Genomic DNA, 19,904 nt, shown 5'->3' with positions numbered 1-19,904 from the left:
CGGCTTATTGGTACTTGATGTCCGAATCGTAACTGCTGCCGCCGGGGCGGCCGTCCTTGCCCAGGCTGATCAGATCGAACGGCTGGCCATCGCCGGGCACGCGGTATTCGATGGTGTGGCCCCATGGGTCGTTGAGTTCGACCGGCTTGGCATACGGACCGAGCCAGCCGCTGCTGCCGCCCGGCTGGGTGACCAGGTCATCGAGCTTGCCCGGCAACTTGCCGGTGTCGAGCTGGAAATTCTCGATCTTGCCGGCCAGGGTCTGGATCTGCGACTTGGCCAGATTGGCCTTGCCGCGATCGGCACCACCGAGCACACGGCTACCGACCAGGGTGAGCACCGCACCGATCAGCACGATGACGATGATGATTTCCAGCAAGCTCATGCCGGCCTGGGCTGCACGCGATGGACTACGGGTAATGGAGCGCTTGATCATGAACGATTTCCTTGCACGTCGATGAAAGATGCTGCCGCCAGAAGATGACACGGCGGGCATTGCAATGGTTCCCGCATGGGTGTCGTGCGGTCACCTGAAAGTTGTTGTGAATCTATCCAATTGCGTTAGTGAGGTCATACAGCGGTACCAGCACCGAGATGATGACAAGCCCCACCACCGAGGCCAACACCAGCGTGATCAGCGGCACCAGGGCGGCCAGCGCGCGGTCGATGGCCTGCGCGGTTTCCAGCTCGAAGGTGTCGGCGGTCTTGAGCAGCATCGTGTCCAGCGCGCCGGACTCTTCGCCCACCTGAATCATCTGCAGGGCCAGCCGCGGGAAGCGCTTGCCGCGAGCCAGCGACATCGCCAGGCCGTGGCCGTTCTTGACGTCGTCGGCAGCGGCGTCGACATCTTCGACCAGCGCCAGATTCGACATCACATTGCGCGCGATGCCGATCGCGGCCAACAGCGGCACGCCATTGCGCAACAAGGTGCCCAGCGTGCGCGTCAGCCGCGCGGTTTCCAGGCGTGCGATCAGGCTGCCGACGACTTTCTGCCGCAGCAGCCATTCGTCCAGCGCGGCACGAAACGCCGCATTGCGCCGCTTGCGATCCAGCCACAGCCCGAGCACGCCCGGCACCACGATCAACACCACCCACCAGTCGCGCACCAGCAGGCCCACGCTCAAAACGGCTTGCGTGAACCACGGCAAGGCGACATCCAGGCTTTCGTACATCTGCGCGAACTGCGGCACCACATAACCGAGCAGGAACAGCAACGCACAGCCGACCACCGCCAGCAGAATCGCCGGATAGATCAGCGCATTGATCACCTTGCCCCGGAGTGCGCGGCTGCGCTCCAGATAATCGGCCAGGCGTTGCAGGGTGTCCTGCATGCTGCCGCCGGCTTCGCCGGCGCGCACCATGTTGATGTAGAGCTTGGAAAACAGCCCGTGCTGGCGCTCCAGTGCCGAAGACAGCGGCGCGCCGCCACGCACGGTGTCGCGCACATCGCCGATCACGCGGCGGCTTTTTTCGTCTTCGGGCAGATCCATCAGGATCGACAGCGCGCGATCCAGCGGCTGGCCGGCACCGATCAGCGTGGACAGCTGCTGGGTGAACTGCACCAGCGCGGCGTTGTCGAACGGCTTCTTGCGCAACAGCATGCGCAGCGACGGCGAGTCGCTTTCGCCGGTGGCCAGGCGCGTTTCCACCGGCAGATGGCCTTGCTCCTGCAGACGCAGCACCACCTCTGCATCGCTGGCCGCCTCCATCTGGCCATCGAGCATTTCGCCGTGCGCATCGAGCGCCTTGTAGCGGTACAGGGGCATCAGGCTGGAAGGCCGGGATTGGGGAGTCGGGATTGGGGATTGGCCAGGAGCGTGGCGCTGCGTCGTGTTGGCGGGAGTAGGCGCACCTGTACGCGTGCGCGACGCGTTGCCGGGACGTTGCGCTGGTTATCTTCCGATCCCGAGCATCCCATGCTCACCGCTGCTCCATTCACTCTCACGCATCCTCCGTCACGCGCAGCACTTCTTCGATGGTGGTTTCGCCGCGCAAGGCCTTGGACAGGCCGTCTTCGTACATGGTGCGCATGCCGGCCTTGCGGGCCAGTTGCTCGATCTCGCCCATGCCGGCACGGCGCATCACCGCGCGCCGCAACTCGTCGTTCATCACCAGAAATTCGACGATGGTGGTGCGGCCAAGATAGCCGGTCGGCGCCGCTGCCGACGCGCGTGGGCGATACAGGTAGATCTCGCCCTCCGGCTGCAGGCGGCGCAGGTTGAAGCGCTCAATCTCCTCCGGCGATGCCAGGTAGCGCTCGGCGTTGGGCAGGTCGAGTTTGCGCACCAGGCGCTGCGCCAGAATACCGTTGATGGTGGAGGTGAGCAGATAGTCTTCCACGCCCATGTCGAGCAGGCGGGTGATGCCGCCGGCCGCGTTATTGGTGTGCAGCGTAGACAACACCAGATGGCCGGTGAGCGCGGACTGGATCGCGATGCGTGCGGTTTCCAGATCGCGCATTTCGCCGATCATGATGATGTCCGGATCCTGACGCACGATGCTGCGCAGCGCATTGGCGAAATCCAGCCCGATCTGCGGCTTGGCCTGGATCTGGTTGATGCCTTCGATCTGATACTCCACCGGGTCTTCGACGGTGATGATCTTCACGTCCGAGGTGTTGAGCTGGCTCAACGCGGTGTACAGCGTGGTGGTCTTGCCCGAGCCGGTCGGGCCGGTCACCAGCATGATGCCGTGCGGTTGCTCGAGCACCTTGCGGAACTGCGGCAGAAAATCTTCGGTAAAGCCCAGCTTGTAGAAGTCGAACACCACCGTTTCGCGGTCGAGCAGACGCATCACCACGCTCTCGCCATGCGCGGTAGGCACGGTACTGACGCGCAGATCCAGCTCCTTGCCCTGCACGCGCAGCATGATGCGGCCGTCCTGCGGCAGCCGGCGTTCGGCGATGTTGAGCTTGGCCATGATCTTGACGCGGCTGATCACCGCGGCGGTGAGTTTGGCCGGCGGGCTTTCGCCTTCCACCAGCACGCCGTCCACGCGATAACGCACCTTGAGCCGGCTTTCGAACGGTTCGATATGGATGTCCGAGGCGCGCAGTTCCACCGCGTGCTGGATCACCAGATTCACCAGCCGGATCACCGGCGCTTCGGAGGCCAGATCGCGCAATGCTTCGATGTCGTCGCTGCTGTTGGCATCGCCATCGGCGGTTTCCACGATGGTGCCCATCGCGCTGCGGCCCTGGCCATACCAGCGCTCGATCAGATCGTCGATCTCCGAGCGCAGACCGACCTGCAGAAACAGCGGGAATCCGGTCGCAAGACGCACCGCATCGATCGCGTAATCGTCGTACGGATCGGCGATCCACAGATCCAGCCGGCCATCGCGTTCGCCGACCGGGCACAGATGAAATTGTTTGAGAAAACGCAGCGACAGGCCCTGCACTTCGGGCAGCATTTCCGGAGGTGTATCGCCGAGTTGGCGTGCGTCCACCAGCGGCAGGCCGAGCACGTCGGCGCAGGTCTCTGCATGATCGCGTTCGGACACCAGGCCCAGACGGCCCAGCAAGGCCAGCAGGCCCATGCCGGATTCGGTCTGCAACTGGCGCGCGCGCAGCAGATCGGTGTCCTTCAGACGACGGCGTTCAAGCAATGCTTCGACGATGCGCGTTTCCGCACTTCGATGCTCAATTGGATCGACGGCAACCGCGTTCACACTCGTCTCCACTGGTTCGGCGCCGACTGTAGCAGTTTGCCGCGACGATCAACCGCACCCATCTGAATCGCCCTGAAAAACGATGCCCCCGGTGATTGGCCGGGGGCATCGGTCACACTATTTCAACGCTTACTGTCGTGCAACGAGCGTCAGCTTCGCGTAGTCCTTCGCACCGACCAGCTTGATGTAGTAGGTGCCTGCCTTGGGTGCAGTGAAACGCACGGTTTCGCTGTTGCCCGGGCGGGTCGACTTGGCATCGTAGGAGGTAGCGGTGGGCTCGGCTTCGAAGCTGACATACACCGACACATCGCCGGTGCCGCCGTAGGTCATGAAGCTGAGCACCGCGCCGGCCTTGGCGTCGAAGCTGTACAGCGTGGAGCTGCCGGCAGCGCCGCTCAGCCCAGCCGACGGCGCCTTGTTGGTCAGCGCGATGGCGGTCGGTGCGCAGCTCTCGGTGGCCGGGTCGCAGGGTTCCACCAGCACCGCTTCCAGCGCGGCCTTGGCATCGACGATGCCGCTGCCGATCGGGGTGCTGGCCGGCGGGGTCACCGGGAAGCGACGGCTGGTCTGCTTGAGCAGGGTTTCCACCGCAGCCGGGGTCAGCGGGCCATCGCCCAGAGCGATCGACGCGCTCTGCACCAGCGCCACGACGCCGGCCACGTGCGGGGACGCCATCGAGGTGCCACCTAGGCCCATATAGGTATAGGTTCCCGAGGTCGGCGTGGTCGCACCGGTATAGCCGGCCTGCCAGATGTAGCCGCCCGGATTGCCGTCCACGCTACCGCCGCCGCCCGGACCCGACAGGTCGACCTTGCTGCCGTAGTTGGAGTAGTAGGTGATGCCGCCGGTGATGCGCGTGGCGCCCACGGTGATGGTGTTGTTGCAGCTGGCCGGCGAATGGTTGGCCGCATCTTCGCCGCTGTTGCCGGCCGCCACCACCACGGTGGTGCCGCGCGACACCGCGCCGTTGATCGCCACCTGGGTGGCCGGATCGCAGGGTTCGCCGCCACCCAGGCTCATGTTGATGACTTCGGCGGGGTTGGTGTTGGCCGGCACGCCATCCACCGCACCACCGGAGGCCCACACGATGGCATCGGCGATGTCGGAGGTGTAGCCGCCGCAACGGCCGAGCACCCGCACCGGCAGGATGGTCGCCTTCGGCGCCACGCCCGCCATGCCTACACCGTTATTGGTCGCCTCGGCCACGGTGCCCGAGACATGGGTGCCGTGCCAGGAGCTTTCCTGTGCCACCGAGCCGTCGTAGCAGACGTTGTCGGCCTCTTCCCAATCGCCGTAATCCAGCGCGCCGGGCACGCGGGCATCGGTCGGGCGACGCGAGACTTCGGCATCGGTGATGAAGTCGTAGCCCTGCAGCAGGTTACCGGCAAAATCCGGATGGCCCGGCAGGATGCCGGTGTCCAGCACCGCCACCACCACGCCTGCACCCTGCGACAGATCCCACGCCGCCGGCGCGTTGATGCCGCCGTTGGGGTGGCTCAGATGCCACTGGTACTGCGCATACAGCGGGTCGTTGGGAACCAGCTGCGGGGTCACATCGGTCGCTGCGAGGGTCTTCTTGATCTCGACCGGGCGCAGCATGCGATCGATCTGCACGTCGGCCACCGACGGATCGCTCTTGAGCTCGACCACCACCTTGTCCACCTGTGCGGCGGTCAGCGTGCTGGAGAGCTTGATCAGGTCCGAACCGATGCCGAGCTTGCGCACATACGTCGCCTTGGCGGCGGCTGCGCTGACGCGTGCGCCGCTGCTTGCACCGACGCGGCCGACCGCAGCCTGCACGGCGCCGAGCTTGCTGGCGCGATCGGTCGCAGCGGCGGTGTTGTCCTTGTAGCGCACGATCAGGCGGCTACTGAATGCGTCGCCAGCCGATGCTGCCTGGGTCGGTTCCTTGACCAGCAGCTGCGGGGCGGCAGCGAGGGTGCCCGACGCACCAAGGGCCATCATCAGGATGGCGCCAGCAAGCGGGTTGAAACGGAAATTCTTGTCGATCACGGTGAAATCCTCTTCGTGTGTTTCGTCAGTCAGGCTTGGAACGGCCCTCGAAACTGCTGCGCAACCGCGGACGGCTCGCTGCGTTTCGTCAGCCACTCCTGGTACGGCCATCACTCCATGCGAATCCGTTGGCCGGCCCAGCCACGGTCCTTACCCGCCCCCTCAGGCCTTGCTCTACCGCGGCAGCGCACTTCGGCGCCGCCGCGTTTCATGCAGCAGCGCGCGTTACCAGCCGAAACCGGCACCCACGCCGATCGAGCTGTCGTCGCCGCTGAGCGCACCGCCCACCGTCACCGTGGCGCGCGGGCTGATCGCACGCTGATAGCCCACCGACAACGCCGATTCGCCGTTCTGGAAACCGACGCCGGCACCGACGCGGTTCTGCGAGGCGATGCCGGCCACGCTGGCAGACATGTTCAACATCGCCGAGCTCATCGCGCCCTGACGATCCAGGCGACGGTTCTGCCGACGCAGGCGATCTTCGATATCGCCCTGGTAGCTTTCGAAGCTGTCGGCCATCGCGCTGTAGCGGCTGTCGGTATAGCTGTTGGCCGCGGCAACGCCGTTGTCCAACTGGCCCTTGTTGACCGCATCGGTGGCACGCGTACCGGCGGCCACATTGGCCACCTGGCGCTCACCGCCGACGCTGCCCACCGACACCGTGTTGGCACGATCGGCGACCGAGCCCTGGCCGAGTGCGACCGCACCCTGCGCACTGGCACGTGCGCCCTGGCCGATCGCCGTGCCCGACGCCGCACTGACCTGCGCGCCCTCGCCCATCGCCACCGCATTGGTCGCTACCGCCGCAATCTGCGTGTTGGCGCCCACCGCCGTGCTGCCATCGGCATTGACGCGTGCATTGCTACCGATGGCAGTGTCGTTGGGGCCATGCGCATACGCGCTGCCGCCGATCGCAGTACCGGTCACGTGGTTGGCCACTGCCGCCGTGCCGACGGCGGTGGACGTGGCGGCCGGCGTGATGCTGCCGACCACTGCTGCGGTCGGCGTGCCCTGCACGCTTGCGCTTGCAGCTGCGACATCAGTGGCCGCGTCGATCTGCGCAGCCGCCGCAACCGCAGGCACCGATGCAGTGCGCAGCGACGCCGTGCGTGCGGCCGTGCTGGCCGTTGCGGTGCCACCACGTGCATCGAGCTCGTTGACCTTGCTGTCCAACGCGGTCAGTGCAGCACCGACGTTGTTGTAGCTGGCACCTTGAATCACATAGGTCGGCGCAACGAACACGCCTTGCGCGCCGATCGCCGCGCCACCACCGAGGAAGCTGGCCGCATTGCTGAGCGACTGGAACAACTGCCCGCCGTTGATCGCATCGGTGCTGGCAGTGGCAATCGCGCCGCTGCCCACATTGACGATGCGACGCGTGGCCGGACCACCGCGGCCATCGCCGCTGCCGACCGACACCACATTGGCGTCATAGGTACGCGAACCGGAGCCCAAGGCCACCGAATCAGCGCCGCTAGCACCGGCGTTGGCACCGAGTGCGACCGCATTGCTGCCGCTCTGGCGCACGAAGGAGTTGTAGCCCAGCGCCACGCCGTTTTCGCCGATGGAATTGGTCTGACGGCCCATTGCGGTGCTGTTGACGCCGCTGGCGCTGCTGTCCACACCCAGCGCACTGGCACCGGTCGCCGACGCCCGGCTTCCGGAGGCGATGGCAACGCTGCGCGCGCCGCTGGCGCTGGCGCCTGCACCGACCGCACTGCTGCGATCGCCGGTTGCCGAGGCCACGCCTTGGCCGGTGGTTTGCACCATGCCGTTGGTGGTCTGCACATCGGCGGCCAGGGAATCCAGCTGGCCCTTGTTGACCGCATCGGTGGCGGCCTGGCCGTCGCTGACATTGACGATGCGGCGCGTGGCCGGACCGCCGCGGCCATTGCCGCTGCCGATCGACACCGTGTCGGCCTCATACGTGCGCGAGCCCGAGCCCAATGCCACCGAATCGGCACCGGTCGCGCCGGCATTGGCACCGAGCGCCACACCGTTGACCGCGCTTTGGCGCACGAACGCGTTGTAGCCCACTGCCACCGCGTTTTCGCCGATGACATTGACCTGACGACCGACACCGGTGCTGTTGATGCCGGTGGCCGAGGCGTCCACACCGATGACGCTGGCACCGACCGCATCGGCACGGCTGCCGCCACCCAATGCCAGCGTGTTGTCGGCCAGTGCTGCGGCGCTTTGACCCAATGCGGTGGCGTTGACGCCATCGGCATACGAATTCCAGCCGATGGCGGTGGTGTAGTCGGCCGTGGCCCACGCACCCGCACCGAATGCAGCAGCGCCTGTGCCGGAAGCACGCGCCGGGATGAATCCGAAGAACGTGCTGCCACCGACGGCCACGCTTTCTTCGCCGGTGGCTTCGCTGAATTCACCCACCGCCACTGCGCTGGCACCAGAAGCCAGCGCTGCCGCACCCACTGCCGTGCTGTAGTCGCTGGACGCAACCGCGCCATAACCCAGTGCCGACGACAGCCTGCCGCTGGACTCGCTGTACCCGCCCAACGCAGTGCTGCCGACGTTGGAAGAAGCACTGCGGAAACCGACCGCGGTCGCCTGGTTGTCGGAGGCCACCGCTTCGCTGCCGAGCGCGGTGGTGTAGGTCGAAATCGCCTGCGCGCCGGCACCGTTTGCGGTGGCGCCAATGTCACTGGCCAAGGCATTGCTGCCGATGGCGCTGCTGTTTTCGCCGGTCGCCTGGGCATTGTTGCCCAGCGCCGCTGCGCCGATTCCGCTGGCCAAGGCGCTCACCCCGAGCGCCGTTGCGTTGTCGGCAACCGCTTGCGCGCCTGCACCCAATGCGGTGGTGCCGGTACCGGTGGCATTGGCGCCCTCGCCTGCAGCCAATGCATTGTCGCCTTCCACGTAGGCACCGGCATCGCTGTCATCGCTGCCGCTGGCCTTGAAGTACTTGCTGGTGGATTCAGCGGTTTCGGCCACTGCAGTGAGCTGGTCCAGATTCACCGCATCGGTGCCTTGCGTACCGGCCGCCACATTGGTGATCTGACGCTCGTTGCCGGTGCTGCCCACCGACACTGCGAAATCGCGATCGGCCACCGAATCGGCGCCCAGTGCCACGCTGCTTTCGCCGGTGGATTCGGCAAAATTGCCCAGCGCGGTGCTGTTGAGGCCCGGTGCCCATGCGGCGCCGCCGAGTGCGGTGGAGAAGTCGCCGGATGCCTCGGTCGGCAACAGGCCGAGCAATGCGCCACCGACCGACACGCTGTTGTAGCCGCTGGCCACACTGCCCTGGCCGGCCGCCAGACTGTAGGTGCCCGATGCGGTTGCATCGCCACCCACCGCCACGCTGCTGGAGCCGCTGGCGGTGCTGAAATTACCCAGCGCGGTGCTGTTGAAACCGGTCGCGCTGGAATAGCCGCCCAGTGCGGTGGAGTAATTGGCGCTGGCCTCGGCGCCGAAGCCGAAGGCGGCCGCGCTGGTGCCATCGGCAATGCTTTCCGCGCCGACTGCCGTGGCCGAGTCGCCACTGGCGCTGGCGAAATAACCCAGCGCCGTGGTTTCACTGCCAGCGGCCACGCTCAACGCACCGGCCGCCAGCGATCCATCGCCAGACGCATCTGCCGCTGCACCCAACGCGGTGCTCTGTGCACCTGCTGCCGCACTCTCGCCGCCCACCGCCACCGCATAGTCGCCGCTGGCCTGGCTGTAGGCACCGTTGGACACGCTGCCAAACCCGCTGGCCGCGGCGTTGTAGCCCGATGCACTGGCGAACTGCGCAGTGGCGCTGGCGCCGCTGCCCACTGCCAATGCACCGGTACCGATCGCCTGGCTGCTGGAACCGAATGCGCTGCTGTAATCGCCCTCGGCAGTGGCGTTGGAACCGGCAGCAGTGGCGTCTTCACCCTGCGCATCGGCCGTGCCGGCGCCGGTGCCGGTGTACAGACGCGCGGTAGTTTCTGCGGTCTCACCGACCGCGTTGAGCTGGTCCAGGTTCACCGCATCGGTGCCCTCGGTACCGGCGGCGACATTGGTGATCTGACGTTCGCCACCGGCGTTGCCCACCGACACCGTGTTGGCGCGATCGGCGACCGCACCTGCACCCAGCGCCACACTGTTGTCGGCAGATGCGAAGGCGCCGTTGCCGATGCTCACGCTCTGCGCGCCCTCAGCGATGGCTTCCCACCCCAATGCGATGCTGTTATCGGCAAAGGCGTCGGATTCACCGCCAATGGAGATCGCATGGCGGCCGTAGGCGTTGGCATAGGTACCGGCTGCGAGCGATCCAGTATCGGCTGCAAATGCATTCGGGCCCAAGGCAGTGCTGTCGTCCCCGTAGGCCAGACTTTCGGTACCGATTGCCGTTGCGCCATTCCCCCACGCCACACTGGCAAAGCCCAGCGCGGTCGATGCAGTGCCGTTGCCGATGCTTTCGTAACCGATCGCGGTCGCGCCACGCCCATTGGCGATGCTGGTACCGCCGACAGCAGTACCGAAGTAACCCGAGGCATTGCTGTCGGCGCCAAGCGCGGTGGCGTAATCGTCGCCGGCGCTGCTGTTGAAACCGACTGCGGTGGCATTGGCGATGCTGGCGTTGGCGTTGTTGCCGATCGCAGTGGTGCCCAGCGCAGACGCCTGACTGCTAGAACCAAGCGCAACGCTGTCATCGCCCGACGCATTGCTGGATCCGCCCAGCGCAACAGTACGCTCACCGAAGGCACTGCTGCCAGCACCGATGGCGGTGGATGCGGTACCGCCGGCAGCGGCATTGGAACCGAACGCAGCGCTGTCCTCACCGAACGCCACGCTTGCTCCGCCGACCGCGGTGCTGGTGTCGCCAAACGCCACGCTCCCCGCACCCAGTGCGGTGGAGTCGACACCGTTGGCGATGCTCTCGTAACCGAGCGCGGTGGCGCCGCTGCCGGTTGCCAGACTTGCGCCGCCAATTGCCGTGCCGAACTCGCCCGATGCACTGCTGTCAGCGCCGAGCGCAGTGGCGTAATCGGCCACTGCAGTGCTGTTGAAACCGAGCGCAGTTGCATTGTCGACAGCAGCGATCGCGCCGCTACCGATCGCAGTGGTGCCCTGTGCCGTTGCGGAGCTGGTCGAACCGAATGCAGCGCTGTAGTCGCCGGTTGCCGATGCATTGGAACCGGCCGCAACGCTGTCGATGCCTTCGGCAATCGCGGTGCCGTCACCCGTGGCGACAAACGTGCGCGCAGTGGTATCGGCAACCTCGGACACGGCAGTGAGCTGATCGAGATTCACCGCATCGGTGCCTTCGGTGCCGGCGGCGACGCTGGTGATCTGACGCTCATCGCCGGCCGCGCCGACCGACACGGTATTAGCGCGCGTGGCCACCGAGTTGGCACCCAAGGCGACCGAATTTGCGCCGCGTGCGGTGCTGTAATAGCCCAGCGCCGTGCTCAATTCACCGCTGGCCCAGGATTCCGGGCCGACCGCAGTGGCGCCTTCGCCAGGTGCGTAGGCGAAGTAACCCACCGCCGTGGCTTCGGTGCCGGAGGCTTCGCTGAGCGTGCCCACCGCCGTGGTGTAGGTACCCGACGCGATCGCACCGGCGCCGAGCGCGCTGGATGCTTCGCCACTGGCCTGGGTCTGTACGAAGAAACCCAGGCCCGGAATCAGATCGACCGGGCCACCGACCGCAGTGCTGCTGGTACCGCTGGCGCTGGTCTGCGTGCCCACCGCGGTGGCGTAATCGCCGGCCGCATTGGCAACCGCACCGAATGCGGAGGATTGCGCACCGGCGGCATACGCACCGACGCCGAACGACGATGCAGCAAATCCATCGGCATTGGCGCTGGCGCCGACCGCGGTTCCGCCGACGCCGGCACTGGTGGCGCCGGTCTCCACCGGCACGCCACCGTTGGTGATCAAGGGCTGGCCATCTTCGTCCACCGCAGCGCCGCCAACGGCCACGCTGCCCGGGCCATTGGCCTGTGCGTTGTGGCCGAATGCCGCGCTGTTCTGCCCGGAGGCGAGCGCATTGGCGCCGACCGCCGTGGCATTGTCGGCCACCGCATTGGCACCGGTTCCCAGCGCAGTAGTCGCCGTGCCCACCGCGTTGGCGGCATCGCCGGCAGCCAGCGCGCTATCGCCTTCGACATAGGCGCCGACGCTGTCTTCGCCCGGGGTTGCCTTGAAGAACGTGGCGGTGTCTTCGGCCACATCGGCCACGTCGCGCAATTGCGCCACGTTGACCGCGTCGGTGGTGTTAACGCCGGCAGTGACGTTGGTGATGCTGCGCGTGGCCGGGCCGCCGCGGCCATTGCCGCTGCCCACTGACACCACGTCGTCTTCGTGGGTACGCGAGCCTGCGCCCAGCGCCACCGAGTTGGCACCGGTCACGCCGGCATTGGCGCCGAGCGCCACGCCGTTTTCGCCGCTCTGGCGCACGAAACTGTTGTAGCCGATGGCCACCGCGTTCTCGCCGATGGCATTGGTCTGGCGCCCGATCGCGCTGCTGTTCACACCGCTGGCGCTGCTATCGGCGCCGGCGGCCACTGCGCCGGTCGCGCTGGCGTGGCTGTTGCCACCGATGGCGGTGGTCTTGCCGGCCGATGCCGCTGCACCGCGGCCGACCTCGACCGACTGCGCCATCGCCGAAAGGGGAAGTGCGAGCCCGGCGCTACCCAGCACCAGGGCGATCGCGGCAACCAGGCAATGGCTCTGGCGGCGGTCGATGAATGCGGCCGTGGTCACTGCACCCGGGCTGTCACCGCTGGCCAATTCCGATGCCACCGCCCACACGCCTAACGCTTTGTTCCAGACCTTGCGATAAATCCGATTCATCGACGCACGACTCCTGAAGTTTTGGACTGGTTTGTTGGCGAATACCCACCATCGCGAGGCCTTCTGGCCGTGCAATCCCCGTGGTTATTGGCGCTATGGGCCTGATAGCGGCGGGCTCGCGCCGGCACCCTGGATAGTCAAAAAGTGAACGCTACCCAACCATAGAACTGAGCGAAGTGTTAACAGCGCTCAAATCGGGCGTCAAGTTTTTGACAGAAAGCGAAGCTGAGCGTGCTTTTCATCACACTTCTGCTTGCATTTATTATTTTTTTGATAATTCTTTGGAAAACAGTGACCTAGACCATGTCTCACGAGACATTTTCAAGCTGAATACGGGTGTCTCAAACAGACAAAAAAGCCCGCTGGCGGGACGCCAGCAGGCTTGGTTGCGCAAAATCAGACGCGAAATGCGTCAGGGATCAGACCAGCGCTCCCCACACTGGCAGATCGCAGCGAGATCGAGGTTTCTTCGACCGGTTTGCGCAGGCTGTGCGCCAAGGAAATGACGACAGTGCAGCCGCTGCGCCCTCACGCGCCGGTTCACTGACGCGCCAACAGGCTCACGCCATCGAAGCTGGCTCCATCCATCCGCACGATGTAGGTGCCGGCACGCGGTGCGGTGAAACGCACCGTCTGGCTGGTGCCGCTGCGTACCGATACGCCGTCGTGGTCGGTCGCGGTCGGCACGCGTCCCAGTGCGACATACAGCGACGCCTGCCCGCTGCCGCCAAAGCTGATGAAACTCAGCACCGCCCCTGCGCGCGCTTCGAAGGTGAATAGTCCGGCATCGCCGGCCACGTTGGACAGGCCGCGCTCGGGCACGCTGTTACGCAGCGCCTGCGCATCCAGCTGGCAGCCGACATCGCCACTGTCGCAGCGGCGCAACGCACGCTCGATGGCAGCGCCCGCATCCACGATGCCGCTCCCGGCCGGCGTGGCGAGCGGCAACTGCACCGGAAACGCCCGCGCACTGCGCTTGAGCAGGCGTTCGAGTGCCGCCGGTGTTAACGGCGCTTTGCCATCGGCGATCAATGCGCTTTGCACCAGTGCGGCAGTGCCCGCCACGTGCGGCGATGCCATCGAGGTTCCGGCAAATCCGGGGCCGATGTAGGTGAACTGACCGGAGCTGGGTGTGGTTTTCCCGGTGTACCCGGTCTGCCAGATCCAGCTGCCGATCGGGCCGTCGTACAAGGTGTCGGTTTCCAGATCGCGCGCGCCGCCGCCGGGTGCGGCCAGATCGATCAAGCTGCCGAAATTGCTGTAGTACGCCAACCCACCGGTCAGACGGGTGGCCGCCACCGACACCACGTTGGCGCAGTTGGCCGGTACTGCGCTGGAGACGTCGGAGCCATCGTTGCCGGCCGCCACCACCACGGTGGTGCCTCGCGCCACCGCAGCATTGATCGCTGCCTGCGTAGTCGAATCGCAAGGCCCGAAACCACCCAGGCTCATGTTGATGATTTCGGCCGGGTCGCGATTGTCCGGCACGCCCTCCACATGTCCGCCGGAGGCCCACACGATGGCATCGGTGATGTCCGAAAACGAACCGCCGCAATGGCCGAGAACGCGCACCGGCAGCACCTTGGCCTTGTAGGCCACACCGGCACCGCCAATGGCGTTGCCGGTGGCTTCGGCAATCGTGCCGGCCACGTGCGTGCCATGCCAGGAACTGTCGTGAGCGCCTGAAAAAATGCCGCACTCGCCATCTTCGGCCTCCCAATCGCCGCGATCCAGTGCACCGGGCACGCGCGCATCGGTGGGGCGTCGCGACCGGCCGGCATTGGTGATGAAGTCGTAGCCCTGCAGCAGATTGCCGGCCAGATCCGGATGCGCCGGCAGGATACCGGTGTCGATCACCGCCACCACCACACCCTCGCCTTGTGCGGTGGCCCAGGCCGCCGGCGCATCGATGCCGCCGACCGGATCGGTGAGATGCCATTGGTTGGTCGCCAGCAACGGATCGTTGGGCAAGCTGCCACCGCTGCTCTGCAACGGATACGCGCGCACATCGATCTGCGCATATTCCACTGCAGGATCGGCTTGCAGTTCGCGCACCAGGCGGTCGGCGTCGCTACGGCTGAGTTGCGCAGGCAGCTTGATCAGCTCACCGCCCACCGCCAATGTGCGCACATGGGTTGGCGCGGCCGCCTTGCCACTGCGTGCCGCCGGTGCCCAGTGCACCGATGCGCGCGCGGCCGCAGCCGTGATCGTGGCCGCCGATGCACTGCCAACGCTGCGCGCAGTCACTTTGCCGCTGCGGTATTTGACGATGATGCCGTCGACCGGTGCATCGCGCATGGCCTGTTGCCGCTGCGCGGCGGTCACGCCGGAATCGAAGTTGGCCGCGCTGACGACACCACTCCCAAGCGACAGTAGGACCGCGCTGCAGGCAAGGGCGAGGGTTCGGGAAAGCTGGTTCTGAATCACGATAAAGTCCTCTCGAAGATGAAATGCAAAACCGCATGAGTGAGCACGCAGCTGCTGCATGCGCAGCAGCTGCGATTGCAAGACCTGCCTTACCAACCGAAGCCGGCACCTAGGCCGATCGAACGGTCATCGCCACTGAGTGCGCCGCCCACGGTCAACGTGGCGCGCGGGCTGATCGCGCGCTGATACCCCACCGACAACGCCGATTCGCCGTTCTGGAAACCGACGCCGGCACCGACGCGGTTCTGCGAGGCGATACCGGCCACGCTGGCGGACATGTTCAACATCGCCGAGCTCATCGCGCCCTGACGATCCAGGCGACGGTTCTGCCGACGCAGACGGTCCTCGATATCGCCCTGATAGCTTTCGAAGCTGTCGGCCATCGCGCTGTAGCGGCTGTCGGTGTAGCTGTTGGCCGCGGCAACGCCGCTGTCCAGCTGGCCCTTGTTCACCGCATCGGTGGCACGCGTGCCGGCCGCCAGATTGGCCACCTGCCGTTCGCCGCCGACGCTGCCCACCGACACCGTGTCGGCACGGTCGGCGACCGAGCCCTGGCCCAGCGCAACCGCACCTTGTGCGCTCGCACGTGCACCCTGACCTATCGCCGTGCCGGAGACCGCACTGACCTGCGCGCCCTCGCCCATCGCCACCGCATTGGTCGCCACCGCGGCAATCTGCGTGTTGGCGCCGACCGCGGTGCTGCCATCGGCATTGACGCGCGCATTGCTGCCGATCGCGGTGTCGTTGGGGCCATGCGCATACGCGCTGCCGCCGATCGCGGTGCCGGTGATGTGGTTGGCTTGTGCCGCCGTACCGACTGCCGTCGAGGTTGCCGCTGGCGTGATGCTGGTGGCAGCGGCAGTCGCAGCACCCTGCCCAGCAACGACGCTGTCGGTGACAGTGCCGACATCGCCACTGTCGACCACCGCAGTGCTTGCAACCGCATCGGCAGTGATCGCATTGGTGCCGGCAAGCGACATCGTCCTTGCAGCGCTGCTGCGCAAGGCCGTACCACTGCCACCCACCGCGGCATCGAGATCGGTGACCTTGCTATCCAACGCGGTCAATGCGGCACCGACGTTGTTGTAGCTGCTTCCCTGGATCACATAGGTCGGCGCGACGAACACGCCTTGCGCACCGATCGCCGCGCCACCGCCAAGGAAACTGGCCGCATTGCTGAGCGACTGAAACAACTGACCGCCATTGATCGCATCGGTGCTGGCATTGGCAATCGCGCCGCTGCCCACGTTGACGATACGACGCGTGGCCGGACCACCGCGACCATTGCCGTTGCCGACCGACACCACGTTGACCTCGTCACTGCGTGCGCCAGCGCCCAAGGCCACCGACCCTTCCGCTGCCGCGATGGTCTTGCTGCCCAATGCAAGCCCACCACGCGCGCCATCGCGCACGCTGGCGTCGTAACCCACCGCCACGGCATCGACTGCCTGGCTCGACGTACTGCGCCCCACCGCCGTGCTATTGCTGCCCGCAGCCGTGCTCTGTGTCCCCAAGGCACTGGCACCGACGCCACTGGCCTGCGCATCGCTGCCGAACGCCGAACCGCGCCGTGCAGTTGCCGAGGCGCCACCGCCTGCAGCAACCGAGGCCTCGCCACTGGCCGTGGCAACGCCTTCGCTGCGGAATCCCGCACCGCCGGCCGCCACTGCATCCAGCTGCCCCTTGTTCACCGCATCGGTCGACTCGCTACCCGCCGCCACGCTGGTGATCTGTCGCGTCAACCCGGCGCCGACGTTACCGACCGACACCGTGTTGTTGCGTACCGCATAGGCATTGGCCCCCAACGCCACCGAGCCGGCACCCACCGAGCCGGCGAAGACGCCAACGCGCGCACCTGCCCCCAACGCGGTGGAATCGGCCGCATCTGCCGCCGCACCTGCACCGACCGCGGTGGCGTTGCCATAGAGGATGGAGGTGGTCGCGCCACTGCCCAGCGCGATGCTTTGCGGCATCCACGATTGCGCCTGATAGCCGATCGCCACGCCTTCCTGTTCGGAGGCAAGCGCAAACGCACCCAACGATACGGTGCGCGGCGCAAACGACGCGGCACTGTGCCCAATGGCGATCGCATCAACGTTGTCGCCCTGGCTGGGAAACACATTGGCGTTGTAGCCCAGCGCAATCGCGTAATCGGCCTGGCTTTGCGCGCCATTACCGATCGCGATGCCGCCCACCCCGGTCGCCGCCGTGATCGAGGTGCTGCTTTCGGTGATGTTCATGCCACCCAGCACCACACTCTGCGCGCCGCTGGACAATGCGCTGTTGCCGATCGCCACGCTGTTCTCGCCATCGCTGCGCGCCCCCGTGCCAAACGCTGCCGACGTATCGCCATTGGAACACGCGTTGTAGCCGGCCGCCGTCGACAGGAAACCGCGTGCCGTCGACAGCCCACCCACTGCGGTAGCGCCGTCGTCGAACGCGCGTGCCTGAAAGCCCAGCGCACTGCTCTGGATACCCGACGCACTGGCGCCGCTGCCAAGCGCGGTGGTCAGCGGTGCAGAGGCGAGCGCACCGCCGCCGATGGCAGTGGCCCCTTGTCCCTGCGCGGAGGTGGCCTGCTCACGCTGCCCGACGAGGTTGCCGAAGTCGTCGTAGTCGAACACCGTGCCGACGCCACCGATCGCCACTGCGGATTGGTCGCTGGCGCTGGCATTGCGCCCGATCGCCAGCGTATCGCGGCCCAGTGCCAGGCTGCCCGATCCCAATGCATTGGCGCCATCGCCGATCGCGTTGCTCGCGCTCCCCAACGCGATCGCATTCAATCCATCGACATAGGCAGCGGTTTCATCCCCATCGGTCTTGCCCACCGCCAGCGTGCTGTCGAGACGGTCGGCCACGGCACGCACACTGTCGAGCTGGGCGACATTGACCGCATCGTTGGCCTCGGTGCCAGCCGCCACGCTGGTGATCTGGCGCGTCAGCCCCGCCTGCACATCGCCGACCGACACCGTGTTGCTGCGGGACGCATAAGAGTGCGCGCCCAACGCCACCGCGCTGGCGGCCGAACGGTTCCATGCATCGTCGACCCAGTCGCCCACGCGTGCGCCATACCCGATCGCCACCGCATCGGTGCCATTGGTCTGCGCGTCTGCACCGATCGCGGTGTTGTTGCCGTTGAACCACGAGGTGCTGGCACGCGCGCCCAACGCCACGCTGTTCTCGGCATAGGCCACGCTATCGTGCCCGACCGCGACCGAACCATCGCCGCTCGCCAGGGAAAACCCACCCAATGACACCGTACCCGGCGCAAACGAGCCGGCGCTATGGCCGATGGCCACCGAATCGGTGTTGCCGGGCTGATTGGGAAAGATGTTGGAATCATAGCCAATGGCGATTGCATAATCGGACTGGCTCTGCGCCCCTGCACCGAGCGCGATGCCGCCCGTTCCGGTTGCGGCGGTGATCGAACCGAAGTTACTGATGCCACCGACCACCACGCTCTGCACACCACTGGCCAATGCGGTGTCGCCGACTGCGATACTGCTGCTGCCTTCGCTGCGCGCTCTATAACCGAAAGCGGTGGACGCATCTCCGCTGGCACGCGACAAATACCCGCCTGCGCTGGATAGAAATCCACTGGCGGTGGACAAACCGCCGATCGCGGTAGCTCCATCGTTGAACGTTTGTGCGCGATACCCCAGTGCGGTGCTTTGCACACCGGTCGCACCGGCGCCACTGCCCAACGCACTGGAAAACGGATCGCTGGCCACCGCGCCACCGCCGATGGCGGTAGCGCCCACCCCGGATGCCTGGGCGGCTTGTTCGCGTTGCCCGATGACAAAACCGGCGGCGTCGTAGTCGTAGACCGTTGCAACGCCGCCAACGGCGATTGCCGATTCTCCTGCAGCCGATGCGTTGCGCCCGAGCGCCGTGGCATCGCGCCCCAGTGCCAGGCTTCCGCCGCCGAATGCGCTTGTACCATCGCCCAACGCATTACTCGCATTGCCCAGCGCCAGGGCGTCCTGACCGTCTGCAAACGCCGGCACATCTGCGTCGGCAGTCGGTGTCTGCGAGGTTGGCGCGGTGGCAGCCGCAGGCACGGCAATAGCGGCCCCCGTCGCCTCGCCGGTATCGCACCGTTGCCGGCCATCGACTACGACACAGTGCGCGGACGTCTCTGTTTGTGGGAGGGCCGCCTGGGCAACGCCGGCCATGCCGGCAAGCACCAGCAGCATCGCCGCCGCCAGCCCATTGCGCGCTTGTGGATAGGATTGGTCGAGCGATGGATTTCTCACATCACAGACACGTTGCGCCGTTCGGCGATGAGCACATTGCTCATCGCCGGCATTCAATTGAATTGACTTCATTAACGCCTTACTCCCCATTGGTCTGGTATGTAGAAACCGACCACCGCACGACTGCGTCGCACGGTCCCCCTGAGGTTTATCGAAAACGCACCCGCACTCCTTCTGCACCGGGAAATCCCGCGCAAAAGAACCGACGATCAATGCATAAAGGTGTCGCAGAAAGCGCTGCAAATCGGAGATTTGCAACGTCGTCTGAATTTATTGAAAAACTAAAATTTCGAATTAGATTGACGTCACACAAGCGGTGTTTACGTGTGAAACGACTAAATACCTATCAATTCTTATAGTTACTAAAAGTAAACCATGTTTCGATATTCGATAACTGTAATTGCAGCGCATTGGACTCCAATGCCATCTGGCGCCGCCGCGCTTGCATATGCGAAATGAACTTGCATCCATCAAGAACGTCATGCCGCGACCACCGTTACGTTGGACATGCACCTGCGCTTGGTGGAATCACGCAGCACCTTTCTTGCCCGCATCGCAGACACGTCGGCATTTACCGCTTGTCAGCGCGGTAAATGCCGCGCGCGTCCATTGGCACCAGATGCACGGCCTTACGCCACGCGTTTTGTGCATCGCGCAGCACGGGCAGGATCGAGCAACCGAACACCGCGCGCAGCTCCACACGCAGTACCGGAAACGACAACGGCCGTGTGCAGTGCTGCACACGGCCGTCGA

Annotated in this window: 9 protein-coding genes; 1 reads left to right on the top strand and 8 read right to left on the bottom strand. The window is 65.8% G+C overall.

The window, feature by feature from the left end; all coding sequences use genetic code 11:
- Positions 1 to 4: 4 nt before the first annotated feature.
- From gspG to NYR97_RS12845, 7 genes are all read right to left on the bottom strand, one after another.
- Positions 5 to 436: a type II secretion system major pseudopilin GspG gene (gspG, locus tag NYR97_RS12875; RefSeq protein ID WP_205392456.1), complete on the bottom strand. Its 432-nt coding sequence runs from the start codon at positions 434 to 436 to the stop codon at positions 5 to 7.
- Positions 437 to 548: 112 nt separating this feature from the next.
- Complete coding sequence (gene xpsF, locus NYR97_RS12870) at positions 549 to 1,766, bottom strand: type II secretion system protein XpsF (RefSeq protein ID WP_023902633.1); 1,218 nt, start codon at positions 1,764 to 1,766, stop codon at positions 549 to 551.
- Positions 1,767 to 1,941: 175 nt separating this feature from the next.
- A complete protein-coding gene (gspE, locus tag NYR97_RS12865; protein WP_043908354.1) occupies positions 1,942 to 3,669 on the bottom strand; it encodes a type II secretion system ATPase GspE in 1,728 nt (575 codons plus the stop codon).
- Between the two features lie 129 nt (positions 3,670 to 3,798).
- Positions 3,799 to 5,682, bottom strand: a complete 1,884-nt coding sequence (locus NYR97_RS12860) for a S8 family peptidase (RefSeq protein WP_316693629.1) — start codon at positions 5,680 to 5,682, stop codon at positions 3,799 to 3,801.
- 225 nt (positions 5,683 to 5,907) lie between these two features.
- A complete protein-coding gene (locus tag NYR97_RS12855) occupies positions 5,908 to 12,468 on the bottom strand; it encodes an ESPR-type extended signal peptide-containing protein (protein ID WP_316693627.1) in 6,561 nt (2,186 codons plus the stop codon).
- 540 nt (positions 12,469 to 13,008) lie between these two features.
- Positions 13,009 to 14,766 (bottom strand): S8 family peptidase, encoded by a 1,758-nt coding sequence (locus NYR97_RS12850; protein ID WP_425613075.1) that lies wholly within the window; start codon positions 14,764 to 14,766, stop codon positions 13,009 to 13,011.
- A 218-nt stretch (positions 14,767 to 14,984) separates the two neighbouring features.
- Entirely contained in the window at positions 14,985 to 19,091 is a 4,107-nt protein-coding gene (locus tag NYR97_RS12845; RefSeq protein WP_316698214.1) for a YadA-like family protein, read from the bottom strand.
- On the opposite strand from NYR97_RS12845, the gene NYR97_RS12840 reads away from it, so the two are divergent.
- A complete protein-coding gene (locus NYR97_RS12840; protein ID WP_316698484.1) occupies positions 18,996 to 19,217 on the top strand; it encodes a hypothetical protein in 222 nt (73 codons plus the stop codon). The two genes, NYR97_RS12845 and NYR97_RS12840, sit on opposite strands and share 96 nt — an antisense overlap.
- 505 nt (positions 19,218 to 19,722) lie before the next feature.
- Here the strand turns inward: NYR97_RS12840 and NYR97_RS12835 are convergent.
- On the bottom strand, positions 19,723 to 19,851 hold the full coding sequence (locus tag NYR97_RS12835; RefSeq protein ID WP_316693623.1) for a hypothetical protein: 129 nt from the start codon (positions 19,849 to 19,851) through the stop codon (positions 19,723 to 19,725).
- Positions 19,852 to 19,904 lie beyond the last annotated feature (53 nt).

The organism is Xanthomonas hydrangeae, assembly GCF_032697525.1.
Classification (GTDB): domain Bacteria; phylum Pseudomonadota; class Gammaproteobacteria; order Xanthomonadales; family Xanthomonadaceae; genus Xanthomonas; species Xanthomonas hydrangeae.
Note: the sequence above shows the minus strand (reverse complement) of the source record. Positions and strands in the feature narration are given on the sequence as shown.